At 66.4% G+C, this 16,825-nt stretch carries 18 protein-coding genes and 1 tRNA gene; 12 read left to right on the plus strand and 7 right to left on the minus strand.

What is annotated here, in order from left to right; genetic code table 11:
- Positions 1-9: 9 nt before the first annotated feature.
- From QNI11_RS06370 to QNI11_RS06395, 6 genes are read left to right on the plus strand one after another with little or no spacing between them, the layout of a single operon-like run.
- Positions 10-630 carry a hypothetical protein gene (locus tag QNI11_RS06370; protein ID WP_283982773.1) on the plus strand — a complete coding sequence of 207 codons (621 nt, stop codon included), beginning with the start codon at positions 10-12 and terminating at the stop codon, positions 628-630.
- On the plus strand, positions 630-2,003 hold the full coding sequence (locus QNI11_RS06375) for a phage portal protein (RefSeq protein ID WP_283982774.1): 1,374 nt from the start codon (positions 630-632) through the stop codon (positions 2,001-2,003). The genes QNI11_RS06370 and QNI11_RS06375 overlap by 1 nt, the downstream gene beginning before the upstream one ends.
- Positions 1,993-3,762: a prohead protease/major capsid protein fusion protein gene (locus QNI11_RS06380; protein ID WP_283982775.1), complete on the plus strand. Its 1,770-nt coding sequence runs from the start codon at positions 1,993-1,995 to the stop codon at positions 3,760-3,762. The genes QNI11_RS06375 and QNI11_RS06380 overlap by 11 nt, the downstream gene beginning before the upstream one ends.
- A 2-nt stretch (positions 3,763-3,764) precedes the next feature.
- Positions 3,765-3,980: a phage head-tail joining protein gene (locus QNI11_RS06385; RefSeq protein WP_283982776.1), complete on the plus strand. Its 216-nt coding sequence runs from the start codon at positions 3,765-3,767 to the stop codon at positions 3,978-3,980.
- A 1-nt stretch (position 3,981) separates the two neighbouring features.
- A complete protein-coding gene (locus tag QNI11_RS06390) occupies positions 3,982-4,311 on the plus strand; it encodes a DUF2190 family protein (protein WP_283982777.1) in 330 nt (109 codons plus the stop codon).
- A 4-nt stretch (positions 4,312-4,315) separates the two neighbouring features.
- Positions 4,316-4,525 (plus strand): hypothetical protein, encoded by a 210-nt coding sequence (locus tag QNI11_RS06395; RefSeq protein WP_020039161.1) that lies wholly within the window; start codon positions 4,316-4,318, stop codon positions 4,523-4,525.
- Here QNI11_RS06395 and QNI11_RS06400 read toward each other — a convergent pair.
- The 3 genes from QNI11_RS06400 to QNI11_RS06410 form a co-directional block, all read right to left on the minus strand.
- On the minus strand, positions 4,492-5,763 hold the full coding sequence (locus QNI11_RS06400) for a DUF6538 domain-containing protein (protein WP_283982778.1): 1,272 nt from the start codon (positions 5,761-5,763) through the stop codon (positions 4,492-4,494). The two genes, QNI11_RS06395 and QNI11_RS06400, sit on opposite strands and share 34 nt — an antisense overlap.
- A 134-nt stretch (positions 5,764-5,897) precedes the next feature.
- A tRNA-Ser gene (locus tag QNI11_RS06405) sits at positions 5,898-5,987 on the minus strand.
- 317 nt (positions 5,988-6,304) lie between these two features.
- Entirely contained in the window at positions 6,305-7,300 is a 996-nt protein-coding gene (locus QNI11_RS06410; RefSeq protein WP_283982779.1) for an SLAC1 anion channel family protein, read from the minus strand.
- Between the two features lie 244 nt (positions 7,301-7,544).
- Between QNI11_RS06410 and QNI11_RS06415 the strand changes: the two genes are divergently transcribed.
- The 4 genes from QNI11_RS06415 (at position 7,545) to QNI11_RS06430 (ending at position 11,141) form a co-directional block, all read left to right on the plus strand.
- A complete protein-coding gene (locus tag QNI11_RS06415; RefSeq protein ID WP_283982780.1) occupies positions 7,545-8,279 on the plus strand; it encodes a PIG-L deacetylase family protein in 735 nt (244 codons plus the stop codon).
- Positions 8,280-8,296: 17 nt separating this feature from the next.
- Positions 8,297-9,265 carry a VOC family protein gene (locus QNI11_RS06420; protein WP_283982781.1) on the plus strand — a complete coding sequence of 323 codons (969 nt, stop codon included), beginning with the start codon at positions 8,297-8,299 and terminating at the stop codon, positions 9,263-9,265.
- Positions 9,266-9,358: 93 nt separating this feature from the next.
- A complete protein-coding gene (locus QNI11_RS06425) occupies positions 9,359-10,030 on the plus strand; it encodes a 4-carboxy-4-hydroxy-2-oxoadipate aldolase/oxaloacetate decarboxylase (protein WP_283982782.1) in 672 nt (223 codons plus the stop codon).
- Between the two features lie 37 nt (positions 10,031-10,067).
- The gene (locus tag QNI11_RS06430; protein WP_283982783.1) at positions 10,068-11,141 is read left to right on the plus strand and encodes a 4-oxalomesaconate tautomerase; all 1,074 of its coding nucleotides are present in this window, start codon (positions 10,068-10,070) and stop codon (positions 11,139-11,141) included.
- A gap of 55 nt (positions 11,142-11,196) precedes the next feature.
- Here QNI11_RS06430 and QNI11_RS06435 read toward each other — a convergent pair whose 3' ends face one another.
- The 4 genes from QNI11_RS06435 to QNI11_RS06450 are packed head-to-tail and all read right to left on the minus strand — an operon-like array spanning position 11,197 to position 15,192.
- The gene (locus QNI11_RS06435; protein WP_283982784.1) at positions 11,197-12,117 is read right to left on the minus strand and encodes a hypothetical protein; all 921 of its coding nucleotides are present in this window, start codon (positions 12,115-12,117) and stop codon (positions 11,197-11,199) included.
- A 55-nt stretch (positions 12,118-12,172) separates the two neighbouring features.
- Entirely contained in the window at positions 12,173-13,441 is a 1,269-nt protein-coding gene (locus QNI11_RS06440) for a diaminopimelate decarboxylase (protein ID WP_283982785.1), read from the minus strand.
- Entirely contained in the window at positions 13,434-13,712 is a 279-nt protein-coding gene (locus QNI11_RS06445) for a hypothetical protein (RefSeq protein WP_100927313.1), read from the minus strand. Before QNI11_RS06445 ends, QNI11_RS06440 begins: the two co-directional genes overlap by 8 nt.
- 58 nt (positions 13,713-13,770) lie before the next feature.
- A complete protein-coding gene (locus QNI11_RS06450) occupies positions 13,771-15,192 on the minus strand; it encodes an aminotransferase (RefSeq protein ID WP_283982786.1) in 1,422 nt (473 codons plus the stop codon).
- A 530-nt stretch (positions 15,193-15,722) separates the two neighbouring features.
- Here QNI11_RS06450 and QNI11_RS06455 point away from each other — a divergent pair.
- Positions 15,723-16,283 carry a helix-turn-helix domain-containing protein gene (locus QNI11_RS06455; RefSeq protein ID WP_283982787.1) on the plus strand — a complete coding sequence of 187 codons (561 nt, stop codon included), beginning with the start codon at positions 15,723-15,725 and terminating at the stop codon, positions 16,281-16,283.
- Between the two features lie 11 nt (positions 16,284-16,294).
- Positions 16,295-16,813: a GNAT family N-acetyltransferase gene (locus tag QNI11_RS06460; protein WP_283982788.1), complete on the plus strand. Its 519-nt coding sequence runs from the start codon at positions 16,295-16,297 to the stop codon at positions 16,811-16,813.
- Positions 16,814-16,825: the final 12 nt, after the last annotated feature.

The following is a 16,825-nucleotide window of genomic DNA, read 5'->3' on the forward strand; positions in this document are numbered from 1 at the left end:
TCCTGACAGATGGAAAATGCAGAAGAGTGGTATGGGGGCTTCACCGTCCCCAAGAGGGTCCGCCGGAACACGGGCGGGTTAATGACCACCGCCGATCTGGCGGAAGTCGTGACGCTTCCGGGCAAGGACAAGGCAAAGGTGGCCGATCAACTCCGCTGGTATCTCCGGCAAGGCTACCTCACCCCCGTCGCCCAAGAGGAAGAGGGCCGCAAAGCCTTCCTGTTCCTTCCCGACCAAGCCCTTGTGGCCGAAGTCCTGTTCCGCATGACCGAGTTCGGCATTGCCGACACCGAAGCCGGGCTGGCCGCGAACCACGCTTTCAACGTCTGGCGCGAAGACGATCTGCCCGAGGGCAAGCCGCCGCACCCGACGCCCGGGCTCATGGTCATCCGCGACTATGAGGCGGGGCACCGCGATTGGTCCTTTGAGCTCTGGTGCTTCATCGAAGTGGCCACGGGCCAGAAGCGTTTCCATGCCCGTCTGGCCGCCAATCAGCGCCGTATTGGCACCAGCCTGCGGTGGGGCAAGGAAAACGGGCATGACCCCCGGGCTGTCTTCGCGGTTGATCTGGTGGACGTGCTGGACCGCATCCACCCGCGCAACCGCAAGAAGCGGGAAGGCATGAACTAATGGCGTCCTTGCTCAAGCTCTTTCGCCGCGCTGCGAAACCCACCCGAACGCGTTCTTACGACGGTGCAGCCGGGGGGCTGCGCGGTTGGGGCATGGGCACGATGGGGCGCATCAACCCGGAAGTCTCTGCCGCTGGTGCGACTCTTCGGAGCCGTGCCAGCTATCTCGCCATGAATAACGCATGGCTTGGGCAGGGCGTGGCGAACTGGGGCGGGGCTCTGGTGGGGGCTGGCATCTTCCCGGCCCCCGGTCATCCTGACAAGGACACCCGGGCGGAGCTGACCGCCTATTTCCAGAACTGGGCCGACGAAGCCGACGCGGATGGGCGGACGGACTTCTGGGGCCTGCAAGCCGACATTGCCCGGGGGCTGGTCATCGCGGGCGAAGCCTTCGTCCAAATCATCACCACGGAAGCCGGGCCGAAGCTCCGGTTGATTCCGCCCGAGCTGGTAGACGAGTCCCTGACCCGCGAGCTGGCGGACGGGGCCTGCATCGTGCAGGGCGTGGAGTTTGACGCGGACGGCAACCGGGTGGCCTATCACGTCCTCCCGAGCCGCCCGCACGACCAGTTCGCCAACTACGCCCCGCCTGTGCGGGTCCCGGCGGATGACATTCTCCACATCATGAAGCCGCTGGCGGCGGGGCAGGTCCGGGGCGTCTCTTGGCTGGCCCCCGTCATCCTGCCTGCCTCCGATCTGGATCAGCTCGACGATGCGCTCTTGGTGGGGAACAAGGTCGCGGCGATGCACTCCGCCTTCCTTGTGGACATGAACGGCACGGCGGGCGAGCCCTATGACGGCACGGAGTCGGGCGGCATCATGGAGACCGGCCTTGAACCCGGCACCATGAAGCGGCTGCCCACCGGCTATGACGTGAAGTTCAACACGCCCGGGCAGACCCAAGAGATTGGTGCGTTTCTTCGCTTCAGCCTGCAAAAACTGGCGGCGGGCCTCGGCTTGCCCGAGCACCTTCTTTCGGGCGACCTGACCGGGGCCAACTATTCCAGCCTACGGGCCGGGCTGCTGCCGTTCCGGCAGCGGGTGGAGCAAGTCCAGTATGGCACCCTTGTTCCCCAGTTCCTCCGCCCGATCTGGCGGCGCGTCGTCACCTTTGGCGTCCTGTCCGGTGAGCTGGCGGCTCCGGACTTCGAGTCCAATCCCCGGGCCTATCTGGCGGCGGAATGGCTGCCCCCGAAGCCCATGCAGGTGGACCCGCTCAAGGACGTGCAAGCGACCGTGGCGGAGCTGGAAGCCGGGCTGACCAGCCGCCGCAAGGCCGTGGCCGAACGGGGCTGGGCACTGGAAGACCTCGACTCCGAAATCGCCGCCGACCCGCACACCCCCAATTCCAAGGAGTCCGACAATGCCGCTTGACCTCTACACCCGCCGGGCGGCCTTCCGCCCGACGACGCTTGACCGCGACAACCGCACCGTCCGCGTCACCGTCTCAACCGGGGCCGCCGTCCAGCGGCGCGGCTATATCGAACGGCTGACGCTGCCCGACCCGCAGAGCATCGTGGGGCTGCCCGTGCTCAACTCGCACCGGCAAGACGGGCTGGACAACCTTCTGGGCCGCGTGGTGGCGGCTGGCGTGGATGACGCGGGCCTCTGGGCAGACGTGCAAATCTCGCAACGGGCCGAATGGCTCTTGGGCGAGATCGAAGCCGGAATCGTGACCAGCGCGAGCATCGGCTATCGCCAAGGGGCCGCGACCCGCTCCACCGATCCCGCCACCGGGCAGCCGGTGCGCACCATCGTCCCCGAAATCTCGGAAATCTCTTTCGTCCCCGTGCCCGCCGACAAGGGTGCCACAATCAGGAGTAACCAAGTGGAAAACGACGAAATCACGGTGGATGAAAACGCCACCGACACCCGCAACGATGACCGGGCGCAGACCCGGGCCGCAATCCGGCAAATCGCCCGTTCCGCTGGCATGACCAGCGAACAGGCAGACGACATGGTGGACCGCGAGCTGTCCATCACCGAAGCCCGGGCGGAAGCCTTTGAGGCAATGCAGGACCGTGGCCGCACCACGCCGCGCATCCGCACGGCGACCCGCGAGGCAGACAACCCCGCCACGGTCCTGCAACTCCGCTCCGATGCGCTCTATGCGCGGACCTCTGGCGAAGCCCCGTCCGACGCGGCGCGGCCCTACATGGGCGAGACGCTGCGCGACATGGCGCGGGCTTGCGTGGAGGCCACTGGCGTCAGCACCCGGGCGATGGACGCTGACCAGCTTTTCCGGGCTGCCATGCACACCACGTCCGACTTCCCCCAGCTTCTCACCAGCACCGGCAATCGGACGCTTGTGGCGGCCTATCAGGCGGCTCAGAGCCCGGTGAAGACGACGCTGGCGCGGCAATCGACCTTGGCCGACTTCCGGCCCGGGACGCGGCTCAAGCTGAGCGACGTGGGCACTCTGTCCAAGGTGAGCGAGTCGGGTGAGATCACCCACACCAGCCGGGCAGAGGCGTCCGAGTCCTACGCGCTCGACACCTACGGCTCCCAGTTCTCTATCAGTCGCAAGGCGCTCATCAACGACGATCTGGGCGCGTTACGCGACTTCGGCGCGACTTCGGGCCGGGCGGCGGCGGAGACGGAAGCCAACCTGCTGCTGAACTTGCTGTTGAGCAATCCGACGATGGGCGAAGACGCCACCGCTCTCTTCCATGCCGATCACGGAAACCTTGCCAGCCCCGGCACGTCGCTGGGCAGCGCGGCGGACATTTCCGCTCTGGACGCGGCCCGGAAGGCTATGCGCCAGATGAAGGCGCTGGACGGCAAGACCCCGATCAACGCCACGCCGAAATATCTGCTGGTGGGGCCGGAGCTCGAAACCCAAGCGGAACAGCTCTTGGCGCAGCTTGCGCCTGCGACCTATCAGGACGCCAACCCCTTCACCGGGCGGCTGACGCTGCTGGTGGAGCCGCGCATCACCGATGAACGCTGGTATGTCTTCGCGGACCCCACCGTCCTGCCCGTGCTGGAATACAGCTATCTGAGCTCTGCCCAAGGGCCGCAGATGGCGTCCCGCGAAGGCTGGGACGTGCTGGGCATGGAGTTCCGGGTAGTCCTCGACTTCGGCTGCGGTGCCGTGGACTGGCGCGGCGCTTACCTCAACCCGGGCGACTGAGCATGGCGACCGTGGCTGAGCTGACCAAGATGCGGGCGGACCTCCATGCCGCCCGCATGACCGGGGCACGGGAGTTCCGCGACCAGAACGGCGAAACCGTCGTCTACAAGTCCGACACCGAGATGGCCCGGGCGCTGGCGGCGCTGGACGCCGAGATTGCGGCGGCTCAGTCTAAGCCGCCGTCCACCATCCTCTTCAAAACGAGCAAAGGACTCTGAGATGAAGAACTATGTGCAGAAGGGTGAGAACATCACCGTGACCGCAACCGCCGCCGCCAGCTCTGGTGAAGGCGTCCTTGTGGGCAGCCTCTTCGGCATCGCCGCCGGGGACGCCGCTATTGGCGAAGACCTCGACCTTGTGACGGTGGGCGTCTTCACCATGCCCAAGGTGAGCACCGACGCCTTCACCGTGGGGGCCGCCGTCTACTGGGACGACTCCGTCGGGCTGGTCACGACCGACGACGACACCGGCAACAACCCGGCAATCGGGCTGGCCGTGACCGCCGCCGCCAACCCCAGCGGCACCGTCAACGTGCGGCTCAACGGCTGAGACGATGAACGCCCCGGCCACCATCACCTCCGACCTGCTGCGCCTACACAGGGCGCGGGACAAGGTTGCGCGGCTGGTGGTGGCCGATCCGGTCTATGCGCCGATCTTCCAGCGCCTTGAGGCTGAGATTGCCGAAGCTGAGGCCGCCGAAGACATTGTGGCCCGCGCCCGGGCCGTGGCTCAGAAGGCCAGAGGCGACAAGACCTCGCGCTGATATTCCAGCGTGGCACCGTCGCCATACTCTTCCCGGGTGAGGCGATGGCCCATCAAATCCCGCCGAACCCGCTCATCAACCTTGGCCGCTAGCAGGCGGTCCTCAAAGGCGTGTCGCAACGAGTAGAGCGAATGACTGTCGGTTTGCAGCAATCCATTTTCCCGCAGGAACTTGTTCACGACACCGGACAGGCTGGCGGAGCTGTCGCGGTAGCGCGGGAAGCCGCCCGGGAAGCCGCGCATGGCCTCCAAGCTGACCCCGGTCAGAGCGATCTTCCGACGCGCCCGGCGGCTCTTGAGTTGGCGGCCCACAGGCTCAATCGAGATGTGGGGCACATTGGCCTTGAGATGAATCGTCTCGGGCGTCAGGGCGGCAATCTCCGAGGGCCTGCATCCGGTGTTGACCATCACCAGCAAGATGGCGCGGGCCTCATCGTTCAAGCCGTCCAGAGCCCCCGGGGCCAAGAGCCTTTCCCGAATCCACACCTCCGAAAAGGGCGGGCGCTTCTTCTTCTCGCCCTCCTTCAAGGACAGGTCCGTAAGGGGCAAGACCAGCCCCAGCCGCTTCATCCGGTTCACCGTCTTGAGCACATCGCCAAGGTGGATCAGGTCCTTGTTCGCGCTGTTGGGCGTCATGTCCTCTTCGGCGATGCGGTCAATCCACCAGTCCCGGAAGGTCAGCATGTCGTCCGGGCTTATCTCGGGCAGGGGCCTGTCACCCACCACGTCCACGAAGTTCTTGACCGCCTTCTTGCGCGGATTCTGCCAGCGCCGAAGCTGGTCTTCGCTCTTGCCCAAGGTCTTGTCCTTGGCGAGTCCCCAGTAGAGTTCCAGCGCCCGCGTCACCGTGATGGGCGGCTCAGAGACGCCACCCAAGAGGGCAGCGGCCTCCACCATGTTCGGTTCGCCCTTGTGCTCTGGCACGGCTTCTATGCGGTCCAGAAGGGCCGTGGTGGGCAGCTCTGCCACCTTGGCGGCGGGCATGAACCGGAAGCCCCGGCGCTCTGCCAGTTCCCGGGCCGCCTCAAAGCGGCGCTCCGCGTCCTCTGTGTCTCCGGCCAGCCGCGCTTCCCAGCCTTCTATCAGCTCTGCCCACGCGGCGTCCGCCTTGAGCTTGGCGAGCTGGGCCGAGTCAGTGTGGAGGCTCTGGGAAATCAGCTCACGCGGCTCTATGGGCGCGAACCGCTTGGGCACCCGGCGGCGCAAATGGTAGTTGTTTCCGATCTTCTTGAGAGACATGGGCGAGCCCCAGCGGCGGACAATGTAGCAAAAATGTGGACAAAAAAGTGGACCATTGTCAACCACGGCTTTACGATGACTTCGGCTAAGTGCCTGAAATCATTGGTAAAATTGATCATTTCCGGGAAGAAAGGTGGCGGAGACGAAGGGATTCGAACCCTCGAGACGGTTTCCCGCCTACTCCCTTAGCAGGGGAGCGCCTTCGACCACTCGGCCACGTCTCCGCCGACCCGTTTAGAGGTCCCGGGAAGGGGAAACAAGGGCTTTTTGTCTGTCTTTGGTCAGGTTCCAATTGATGCCTTAACGGTGGGGCGCCTGGGCCGTCATGCAACGGGAAAACTCCCTGGAAGCGTGGGGAAAGATGGCCTTTTGCATTTCCTCGATGGTGCGAAGCTGGCTGCCCGTCTGCAGATCGGGAGTGTTTTCTTCAGACGCCACGAGCAAGGCGCACGAGAGGAACGCGGCCAAAGCCACCAAGAGTACAAGCACCGGGCAGACTGCTACTTACCGCCACCTTCATGTGTACCCACGCGCGGAAGGCTCATTCCGGCAGGCAGATTTCGGCGCGGGCGATGGCCTTGATCGTGCGGAACACGAGGGCGGCAACCACCACCAGAAGCACGCACAGCAACGCTGTACCGGCCCGGTCATGCAAGATCGAGCCGCTCAGGTCGGCGTAGCGCATGGTGGCGAGGGTCAACGCGGCTATGGGGAAGCTCAGCGCCCAAAAGGACAGGGCGAAGGGTATGCGCAGCACGCCTTTCACCTGTATCAGGGCAATGGCGGCGAACCAGAGGGCGGCGTTGTAGAGGACCCGGGCGAAGGCATCGAGCACGCCTCCGTTCAGTTGCAGCCAGGCGAGGAAGCCGACCGCCGGAGGTGCGATCAGGATGACCAGCGTCGGCAGCAGGCGGCCGGGCAGCGGGTCGTGGAAGGTCAGCCGGTTCATGACCAGCGTCAGCAGCACGAGCCAGAAGATCACACCGACCGAGAAGAACATCCAGGAGATTTCGGGGAAGCCCATGGGCACGCCCGCAACCGGCACAACCACGTTGCCCACCGCCGGGATGAACCAGGCCGGAGAGATGTGCATCGGCTGGAAGGGACGGCGGCCGATCCAGCCCGATATGACCGCCAGCGTCAGCGCGCCCTGGAGTGCCACGCCCGGCAGCCAGAGGGCGAGGGCCGCGGCCGGGGCCTCGGGGCGCAGGGCGGTTGCCATCAGCAGCAGGGAAATGGAAATTGCCGGGAAGAAGGCGAGCTTGACAGGGTGGTGCCACTCTTCGCCGACGGCGCCGGGATGGCGCAGGGCTTTCAGCGCATAGGCGAGGGTCACGCCGATGAAGACCGCGATGGTCAGGGCGAGGGCGGCCCGGCTGGCCATGTGACCCCAGCCGAAGCGCGTCTCGGCAAGGTGCAGGGACAGCGCGACACCGGCGAGGCCCATGACACTGGCGAAGAAGGTCACGGGCAGGTTCTCGAGCCGTGTGCTGCCATGGGGCGTACCGTGCAGCTGTGGTGTGGCGTTGTCCGTCATGATCCGTCTCCCGAATATGCATTTTGCATTTGGAATATATTTGGGCGCGGCGCGTTGACGTGGATCAAGGGACCCCCAGTGGGGGCGGCTTTGCAAGGATGCCGCGCCTGCCGGGCCGTTCCTGCCATTCAGATGCATTGCCAAGACGCGTGCGTTCGGGCGGCGGCTGGATTAGCGTGACTCGCGGAGAGGGGGCGTCGGGCCGGCACGGCTGGACCATGTCCCGAGGTGGAGGAGACACCCGATGGCGGGAAACAGGACGGCGCTTGTCGTTTCGGCGCATGCCGCGGATTTTGTCTGGCGCTGCGGGGGTGCCATCGCGCTGCATGCCGCGCAGGGCGTCGAGGTCACGGTGCTGTGCCTGTCTTTCGGGGAGCGCGGCGAAAGTGCCAAGCTCTGGAAGCAGGAGGGGATGACCCTCGACAGGGTGAAGGCGGTGCGCCGGACGGAGGCAGAGGCCGCGGCAGACGCGCTGGGGGTACATAATCTCGTCTGCCTCGACCTCGGGGACTACCCGCTCGACCTGTCGAAAGACAACAAGATGAAGATCGTCGACGTGATCCGCCGCGTGCAGCCGTCCTTCATGCTGAGCCATTCGCAATACGATCCGTACAACACCGATCACATGAACACGACGCAGGCGGTCCTGGAATGCCGGATGATCGCGCAGGCCTGGGGCCACGATCCGGGCGCAAAGGTTCTGAGGGCGCCGCAGCTTTACCTGTTCGAGCCGCACCAGACTGAGCAGATGGGCTGGAAACCGGACACCTTCCTCGACATCACGCCGGTCTGGGACAGAAAGCGCGCCGCCATCGAGTGCATGGAGGGGCAGGAACATCTGTGGGCCTACTACACGCGGGTGGCCGAGCAGCGGGCCAACCACTTCAAGCGCAACTCCGGCGGCCAGTCGGGCGGGCGGGATTGCCGCTATGCCGAAGGGTTCCAGAGCATCTTCCCGCGCTGCGTGGACAGCCTGTGACAGGAGAGACGCCCGCCATGACCATCACGCAGCCGGTGTTCGATGTTGCCCACCTAGGCCACGTCGAGATGCTGACCGACAGATACGAAGAGAGCCTCGACTTCTTCACCCGGGTCTACGGGCTGAAGCTGTCTGGGGTGGACGCCACTTCCGCCTACCTCCGGGCATGGGACGATTATGAATTCCATTCGCTCAAACTGACCCGGGCGGAGACGACCGGCGTCGGCCATATCGGCTATCGCTGTGCCTCGCCGGAGGCGCTGGCGCGGAGGGTCGCGGCAATCGAGGCGTCCGGTTACAGGACGCAGGGCTGGGTCGAGGGCGACATGGGCCACGGGTCCGCCTTCCGCTTCGAAGATCCGTTCGGCCATGTCTTCGAGCTCTACTACGACACGCGGCGCTACGTCCCGACGGATGACGCCGACCGTCCGGTGCTGAAGAACACCGCCAGTGCCTTCACCGGGGCCGCGCCGCGCCGCATCGACCACGTGAACCTGCTGGCCGCGGACGTGGCCGCCTTCAGGGACTTCATGCAAACCTGTCTGGGCGCCCGGGTGACGGAGTACATCCAGCTCGACAACGGCCGGATCGGCGGCTGCTGGTTCACGGTGAACAACAAGACCTACGACCTTGCCTGCACGGAAGAGCACGGCGGCGGCGACGGGCGCCTGCACCACGTGACCTACGCCACCGACCAGCGGGAGGACATCCTGCGCGCCGCCGACATCTTCCTGCAGAACGGCGTCCACATCGAGACGGGGCCGCACAAGCACGCCATACAGGGGACGTTCTTCCTGTATGTATGGGAGCCCGCGGGCAACCGAGTGGAACTGGCCAATGCGGGCGCCCGGCTGATCCTCGCCCCGGACTGGGAGCCGGTGAAGTGGACCGAAGCCGACCGCAGGAAGGGCCAGGCCTGGGGGCTAAAGACCATCGACACCTTCCACACCCATGGCACCCCGCCGGTGAAGCGACAGGGGCAGTGAAAGCGGAATGCGACGGGACAGAAGGGAGCAGGTGTCGGTGAAAGGCACTTGCGGGGCGCGCCGGGCCGCGATGCGATACGAAGGGAGACCGCGATGAATATTGTCAGACAGAAGATCGAGCGCGCCTCGGCCGAGGTGATCGCGGCGCTGGGGGCGGCGGGTGTCGCGACGGTGCACGAGGCGCAGGGCCGCAAGGGGTGTCTGCGCCCGTACATGCGGCCCATCTGGCCGGGCGCGCAGATCGCGGGCTCTGCCGTCACCATCAGCGCGCCACCTGGCGACAACTGGATGCTGCACGTGGCCATCGAACAACTGCAGGAGAGGGACGTGCTGGTGCTGGCCCCGACATCGCCCTGCGACAACGGCTATTTCGGGGACCTGCTGGCGACCTCGGCCATGGCGCGCGGGTGCCGGGGCCTGGTGATCGAGGCGGGCGTGCGCGACGTGCGCGACCTGGCCGCCATGGGATTTCCGGTCTGGTCGAAGGCGGTCTCGGCCGAGGGCACGGTCAAGGAGACGCTGGGTTCGGTCAATGTGCCGATCGTCTGTGCGGGGCAGGCGATCGAGGCCGGGGACGTGATCGTCGCCGATGACGACGGCGTCTGCGTCGTGCCGCGTGCCTCGGCTCCGGACGTACTCGAAAAAGCCCGCGCCCGCCTTGCGGCGGAGGAGGACAAGCGCGCGCGGCTGGCGGCGGGGGAATGCGGGCTCGACCTCTACGACATGCGGGGGCGGCTTGCGGAGAAGGGGCTGAAATACGTCTGATGGCCAGAGCATCGCGATCCGGGCCAACGGGGCCAGCATGAAGATGGACGAAAGCCGCGGCATTCCCTGCCTGTGGATGCGGGGCGGGACGTCGAAGGGGGCGTATTTCCTAGCGAAGGACCTGCCGCACGGGACGGCTGAGCGGGACGACCTGTTGCTGCGGATCATGGGGTCGCCGGACCCGGCGCAGATCGACGGCATCGGCGGGGGCGATCCGCTTACCTCCAAGGTCGCGGTCCTGTCGCCGTCATCGCGCGCGGATGCCGATGTCGACTACCTATTCCTGCAGGTCTTCGTGGACCGGGCTGTGGTCAGCGACGCGCAGGGCTGCGGGAACATCCTTGCGGGTGTCGGACCGGCGGCCATCGAACGCGGGCTGGTTGCCGTGGCGGGAGATGAGGCACCGGTCCGCATCCGCATGGTCAACACCGGCGAGACGGCGACGGCCTTCGTCGCGACGCCAGGAGGGCGGGTCAGCTACGCCGGAGAGGCGCAGATCGACGGCGTGCCGGGCAAGCACGCCCCGGTCCGGCTGATGTTCGGGGATGTGGCCGGGTCGATGTGCGGGCGCCTGCTGCCCACGGGCCGCGCCGTCGACCACATAGACGGTGTGGCCTGCACGCTGATCGACAACGGGATGCCCTGCGTGATCCTGCAGGCAGAGGCACTGGGGATCACGGGGGCCAAAACCCGCGCGGAATTGGACGAAAACCAAGGCCTCAAGGCGCGGCTTGAGGCGATCCGGCTGAAGGCTGGCCCCATGATGAACCTCGGTGACGTGGCATCGGAGAGCGTGCCGAAGATGACGCTGGTGTCGCCCTCGGCTGCGGGGGCGACCATAGACACGCGGTCCTTCATCCCGCACCGCTGTCACACAAGCATCGGGGTGTTCGCGGCCCAAACCGTGGCAACGGCCTGCATGATCGCAGGCACACCGGCTCAGGCCATGGCGCGCCCGGCACCGGATGGCAGGTTCCGCATCGGCCATCCGTCCGGTGTGACGGAGGTCCTGCTTCAAGGCTCGGTCGAGGACGGGTTCCGGGGCGGCTCCGTCAGGACGGCGCGGCTCCTGTTCGACGGGCGGGTGTTTCCGCGGCCGAGGCAGGACTGACGCGGCGGAGTGCGCCGGATGCACGGCCACGAACCCTCCCGGCTATGCGCGCCGATCAGACGGGTCGGCCCCTGATCGTGCAGACCTCGTGATATATCGCCGCGTCCGGGTCTGCCTCGATCAGCGCCTGGGCTTCGGTCGCGGAGATATGCGCCTTGCCCCCGGCGTCGGTGTAGAAGGCGCAGGCAAAGTCCTTGTCGAACCCGGTCCCGCCCAGCGACCTTTCGAGCGCGACAAAGAAGGAGATGTCCGTCCCGGCGTGCTGCCTGACGATCTGGGCGTGCAGTTTCTCGGGACGATAGCCGTTGGCCGCGAAGAGGTCGAAAAGAACCGGCACGCCGATGCGTGCGCCGAAGTTCAGGATCACGTCGGCAGAGGGGGCGCAGGACCGCAGCCGGCGAAGCAGCGCCTCGTTCAGACCAAGACCCACGGCATTGAAGGGGAAGTCCTCGAAGGCGCTCCACGGATAGTAGTGGGCGATGTGGTCGTCCTCCTGCACGTCGGCGCCGTCGGGCAGGTCGGTCTTGCTGGCCTTGCGGAAGGCGCCGAAGCGCGGGTCGCCGGGATCGGCCACCTGCGGCAGACACCCGATGACCACATCCGCCTTCTGCACCTCGCTCAGGGCGGCGGGGGCGTCGATCAGGCTGACCGCGCCCTCGATGGGATGGAACCGGTGGGCCTCCTGCGGGGCTAGGCTGCCGACGTTGCGTTCGGCCAGCGCGGCCATGCGCGGGTCGAGGTCGCTGCCCGCGACACGTTTGGCACCGCACATCCGCAACAGGAAGGCCGCGTTGACGCCGGTGCCCATGCCCACCTCGTAGACGGTCCTGTCCTCGAGCCCGGCACGCTCCAGCGCGATCTGAAAGGTCTGCGTCCACGGGTCGGACGGGTCGAAGGCGTACTCCGGTGAATGCGGTGTGACGCCGGTGTCCGTTTCCGACACCTGACGGGCGCCGGACAAGTCTGTGTCGGTCATGGGCTTTTCCGTAGCTTCGTCGTGGTGCACGGGGCCGGGACGGCGCCGCGCCGGATCATTCGAGCAAGAGAACCGTGCGGGCCGCGCCGCGCAGGCAATGGTCCGACCGCATGGAGGCGGCGTATCCCCCGGCGTTCAGCAGCACGATCACGTCGTCCTCTTCGGGGGCGGGCATCGCGTGGTCGACGGCCCATTTGTCCAGGGCCTCGTTGACGTTGCCGACCACGGTGAACCGTCCTTCGGGCGCGCTGCGCGGCACGGCGGGCACCGGCTCGCAGGGCAGGCCGTAGAAGGCCGGCTCCATGGCGAGGTTGAACCCGGCGTCGAGGCCTACGAACTCGACCTCCTTGCGGCGTTCGCGATAGGTCACGCGGGTCAACAGGACGCCCGCGTCCTTGATCAGGAAATCGCCCGGCTCCACAGCCACGGTGAAGTCATAGCCGCCATACGCCTGCGCGATGGTTGCGGCCCAGCGGTTCAGGTCCAGCGGGGCGTCGCCCGAACGATGCGGCACGCCGAGGCCGCCGCCGATGTTCACCTCGGTCAGGCCGGTCAGGCGGTCGATGAAGGCGCGGCTGGCGTCGAGCACCGCCGCGAACTGCTCCATCTCCCGGTCGAGATAGCCGCAGCCCGCGTGAAAATGCAGGCGGGTGATCTGCAGGCCGTGCTCCTCTGCGATGGCGATGGCCTCGGGCAGGCGGTCGAGGTAGATGCCGAACTTCGTCGCCTCGATCCCGCTGTATTGCAGCATGTCGCTGCCGCCGTAACCGATGCCGCGATCCGGGTTGATGCGCAGGCCGACCTTCCGTCCCGGGCAGGCGCGCGCGTACTTCCGCAGGGCCGACAGGCTGTCGAAGTTCACGTTGATCGCGTCGAAGCGGGAGAGGAAGGCGATGTCCTCCGTGCCGAGCGACGTTCCGGTGAAGGAGATGTCCTCTTCACGAAAGCCGCAGGACAAGGCGTGCAGCAGCTCTTCCGGCGAGCAGATGTCGGCCCCGCACAGGTCCTGCGCCGCGAGGTAGGACAGATACTGCGGCGTGCGGTTTGCCTTGATCGCGTAGTACACGCGGTGGCCCAGACCGGCGGGCGCAAGTGCCGCGTCCATGGCCCGGTGCAGGCTGCGCAGCTTGTCGATCACCCGCGGCGCCCGGATCACGTAGGCGGGCGTGCCGGTCTTGCGGGCCAGTGCGTCAAGGTCTGCGGTCCCGAGGTGCAGGCGCCCGTGACGGTAGGCCAGGTCCTCGCGCTGCCACCACGGGGCAGGGGGCGCCGTTGTCTTCGTGGTTGCCCCGGTCGCGGGTGTCGCAACGGTGGTTTCAGACATGCGTCGCGCTCTGCTCGGGTCCTTTCGCGGAGGCCGCGGCGACGAGGGCGAATTCGCGCAGGTCGGGCGAGGAATACAGCAGGCGGATGTCGGTGCTTTCGCCGGTCAGGCAGGCGGTCACCCGGTCGCTGTCGGTGAAATCGCCATCGACAAGCACGTCCAGCGGCAGCCCGCAGTCGCTGCGGCCGACAACGGCCTGCTTGATGCGGAGAACGGTCAGCGGAGCGGAGAGGCCACGGCAATCGATGAAGCTGGTCGGTTGTTGTGTCATGTGGTGTCCCTGATACGTTGTGCGGCACGGGCCGCGATGGAAATGAGGGGTGGCAGTCTCAGATGTCGCCCGCGGCGAGGTCGGCCTTCGCCTGTGCAAGGGCGTCCGACAGTGTCGCGATAATGCGGTCGATATCGGGCCGGTCGATGATCAGCGGCGGCGACAGGATGCAAAGGTTCTCGTAGGGGCGCACCAGCAGGCCGGCCTCCTGGCAATAGGCATCGACCTTCTGGGCAAGCGCGATGTTGGCGGCGTTGGGTCCGGCCCCTTCTCCGGTCCAGCACTCGACGCAGGCCATCAGGTGATCGCCGCGCACCGTGTAGACGATGGGATTGTCGCGCAGTTCGCGCAGCCGCTGGATGAAGTAGGGGCCGACGTCGCGCACGTGGCCGCAGATGTCCTCCTGTTCCATGATCTCGATGTTGGCGAGCGCCACGGCGCAGGCCACCGGATGACCGGAATAGGTGAACCCGTTGGAAAAGACCGGCTTGTCCTTGGGCGCGGCCTCGGCCAACGCGTCGGAAATCCGGTCGGAGATCAGCACAGCGCCAAGCGGCTGGTAGCCGGAGGTCAGGCCCTTCGCGGTGATGATCATGTCGGGCTGGATGCCGAAGCGGGCCTCGGACGCGAAGAAGTGCCCCAGACGTCCGAAGCCGGTCACCACCTCGTCCGAGATATAGAGGATGTCGTGCTTCCGGCAGAGATCGAAGGTGGCCTTCTGATAGCCCTCGGGCGGGGTCAGCACGCCGCCCGAGGCGAGGATAGGCTCCGCGATGAAACAGGCGATGTTGTCGGCGCCGATGCGGGCTATCTTTGCCTCCATCTCGTCCAGAAGTTGCTGAAGCTTCTCCGCGCCGGACAGGTTCGAACGGTCGGGGTCGTGTCCCGGGCTCGACAGGTGGTGGACGAAGTCGGTCTCGTACTGGAAATGCGTGCGGTCGGCGTCCTTGCCGGACAGCGACTGCGTCAGGTAGGTGCCGCCGTGGTAGGCGTTGATGCGCGACAGGACATGCCGCTTTTCGGGCCGTCCCTGTGCAGCGAAGTGGTAATGCGCGATGCGGATCGCGGATTCCACCGCCGTCGAGCCGCAGGTGGTGAAATGCACGCGGTTCAGGTCGCCGGGCGCAAGCTGCGAGAGCCGTTCAGCCAGCCGCGCGGCGGGTTCGCTCGAAAGATCGCCGAAGGGGGTGTAATAGGCCATGCGGCGGGCCTGGTCGGCCATTGCCTCCGCCAGCTCCTCGCGCCCGTAGCCCAGCGTCATGCACCACATGCCACCGATCGCGTCGAGGTAGGTCTTGCCTGAACTGTCGCGCACGCGCACGCCCTTCGCCTGGCTGATCACCAGTGAGGTCTGTTCGCCCAAACCGCTCAGATCGGCCCAGGGATGCAGGACGTGCCGTGCGTCGGCCTCCGAGGCCGTCTCTGCCGGTATCGTCTCAGCGGTCTCCGTTTCGGACAGTGAATGGGCCAGTGTCTCCATGGTGCGGTTTCGCCTCTCGTTGGGGCGCGCGAACGCCCTCTCGCCGGCCCTGCCGGACCGCCTCGTTCCATCGTCGGCCTTGAACGGCCTCTTCGCTGTGATGCGGTTCCGCAGGCGCGCGTTCGCGTCTTCGCTGCATTGCGCGGGCCGGGTGCCGAAAGGCGTGCCGCGCGTGTCACCGCTGCATGAGAGGCCTCTCATGTGCGGGATCAGTGTCCCGCGCGGGCCTTCCTGCCGTGCGTTCAGACTACCCGTCTGAGGCGAGAACTGAACCCGCCGCGCCAAGGTTTTTCGGCAAGCGGCCCGATTGGCCGCAATATCCACGCTCCTGCACGATCTTTAGGCAGGAATTGTCCCGTCGGCGCAGGTCAGGATACGCCGCGGGTCCATTTGCCTGTGTCTTTTTCCCGCATATGCCGAACTGCCGGGACCACGTTCCGCGCCGCCGCTTGCTGCGCGAACGCAGAGTTTGGTGAAACGGTGCAACTTCCCGATTGACGCATTTATCAGATTTGGGAATTGTCCCGAATATGGGAATCGCGCTTCAATCCGACTCGGTCAGTCTCGCCTCGCACCTGAAGTCCATGCGGGTGGACCGCGGGATGACCCTGAACGATCTCGAAGCGCGGTCGGGCGTCAGCCGGGCCACGCTGTCGCGGATCGAAAACGCCGAGGCCAGCCCGACCGCCGAGACGCTGGGCAAGCTGGCCACCGCCTTTTCGGTTCCGATATCCCGGCTGATCGCGCCGCTCGACGATGTCTTCGTGCCGCTGGTCAAGGGAGAGATGCAGACGGTCTGGACGGACGCGGAGGCAGGCTTCACGCGCCGCGTCGTTTCACCGCGCACCGGGGCGCTGAGTTTCGAGGTGATCGAAGGCACGTTGAAGCCGTCCGCGCGGATTTCCTATGACAGCCCGTCCGTGGCGGGGCAGGAGCATCACCTCGTCCTGCTCGAAGGGCGGCTGAGGCTGACGGTCGGGGGGGAGGCGCATGACCTGCGCCCCCGGGACTGCCTGCGCTACGCGCTCTACGGTGCGACGCTTTTCGAAGCCGGGGAAGACGGCGCCCGGTACATCCTCTGCATCAGATAGGACAGACGACCGTGACACTGGAGATCGTCAAGATAACGGAAATGCATCGGTACGCCTCCGGGCTGGGGCGGGTGCTGGCCGACAGCGTGACCGACGGGGCGGCCATCAGCTTCATGCAGCCCTTCACGGCACAGGAAGGCGCGCGCTGGTTCGAGACCTCGGTCTTCCCGGACGTGGCCGCCGGGGGGCGCGTCCTGTTCGGCGCGCTGAAGGACGGCGAGGTGGTGGGGACCGTGCAACTGTTGATCGCCATGCCCCCGAACCAGCCGCACCGGGCCGAGATCGCGAAGATGATCGTGCATCCCGGCAGCCGCCGTCAGGGCATCGGGCGCAGGCTCATGCTGGCGGCGCTGGAGGAAGCCCGGGCGCGGAAGAAGACGCTTGTGACGCTCGACACCCGGACCGGCGACCGGGCAGAGCCGCTATATGCCTCGGTCGGGTTCGAGGTGGCCGGGGTCATCCCCGACTTCGCCTTCGATCCCGATGGCAGCGCGCTCCACCCGACGACCTACATGTACATGAAGCTGTGAGGTCCGGGGCCA

It is taken from the genome of Sagittula sp. MA-2 (genome assembly GCF_030126985.1).
GTDB lineage: Bacteria > Pseudomonadota > Alphaproteobacteria > Rhodobacterales > Rhodobacteraceae > Sagittula.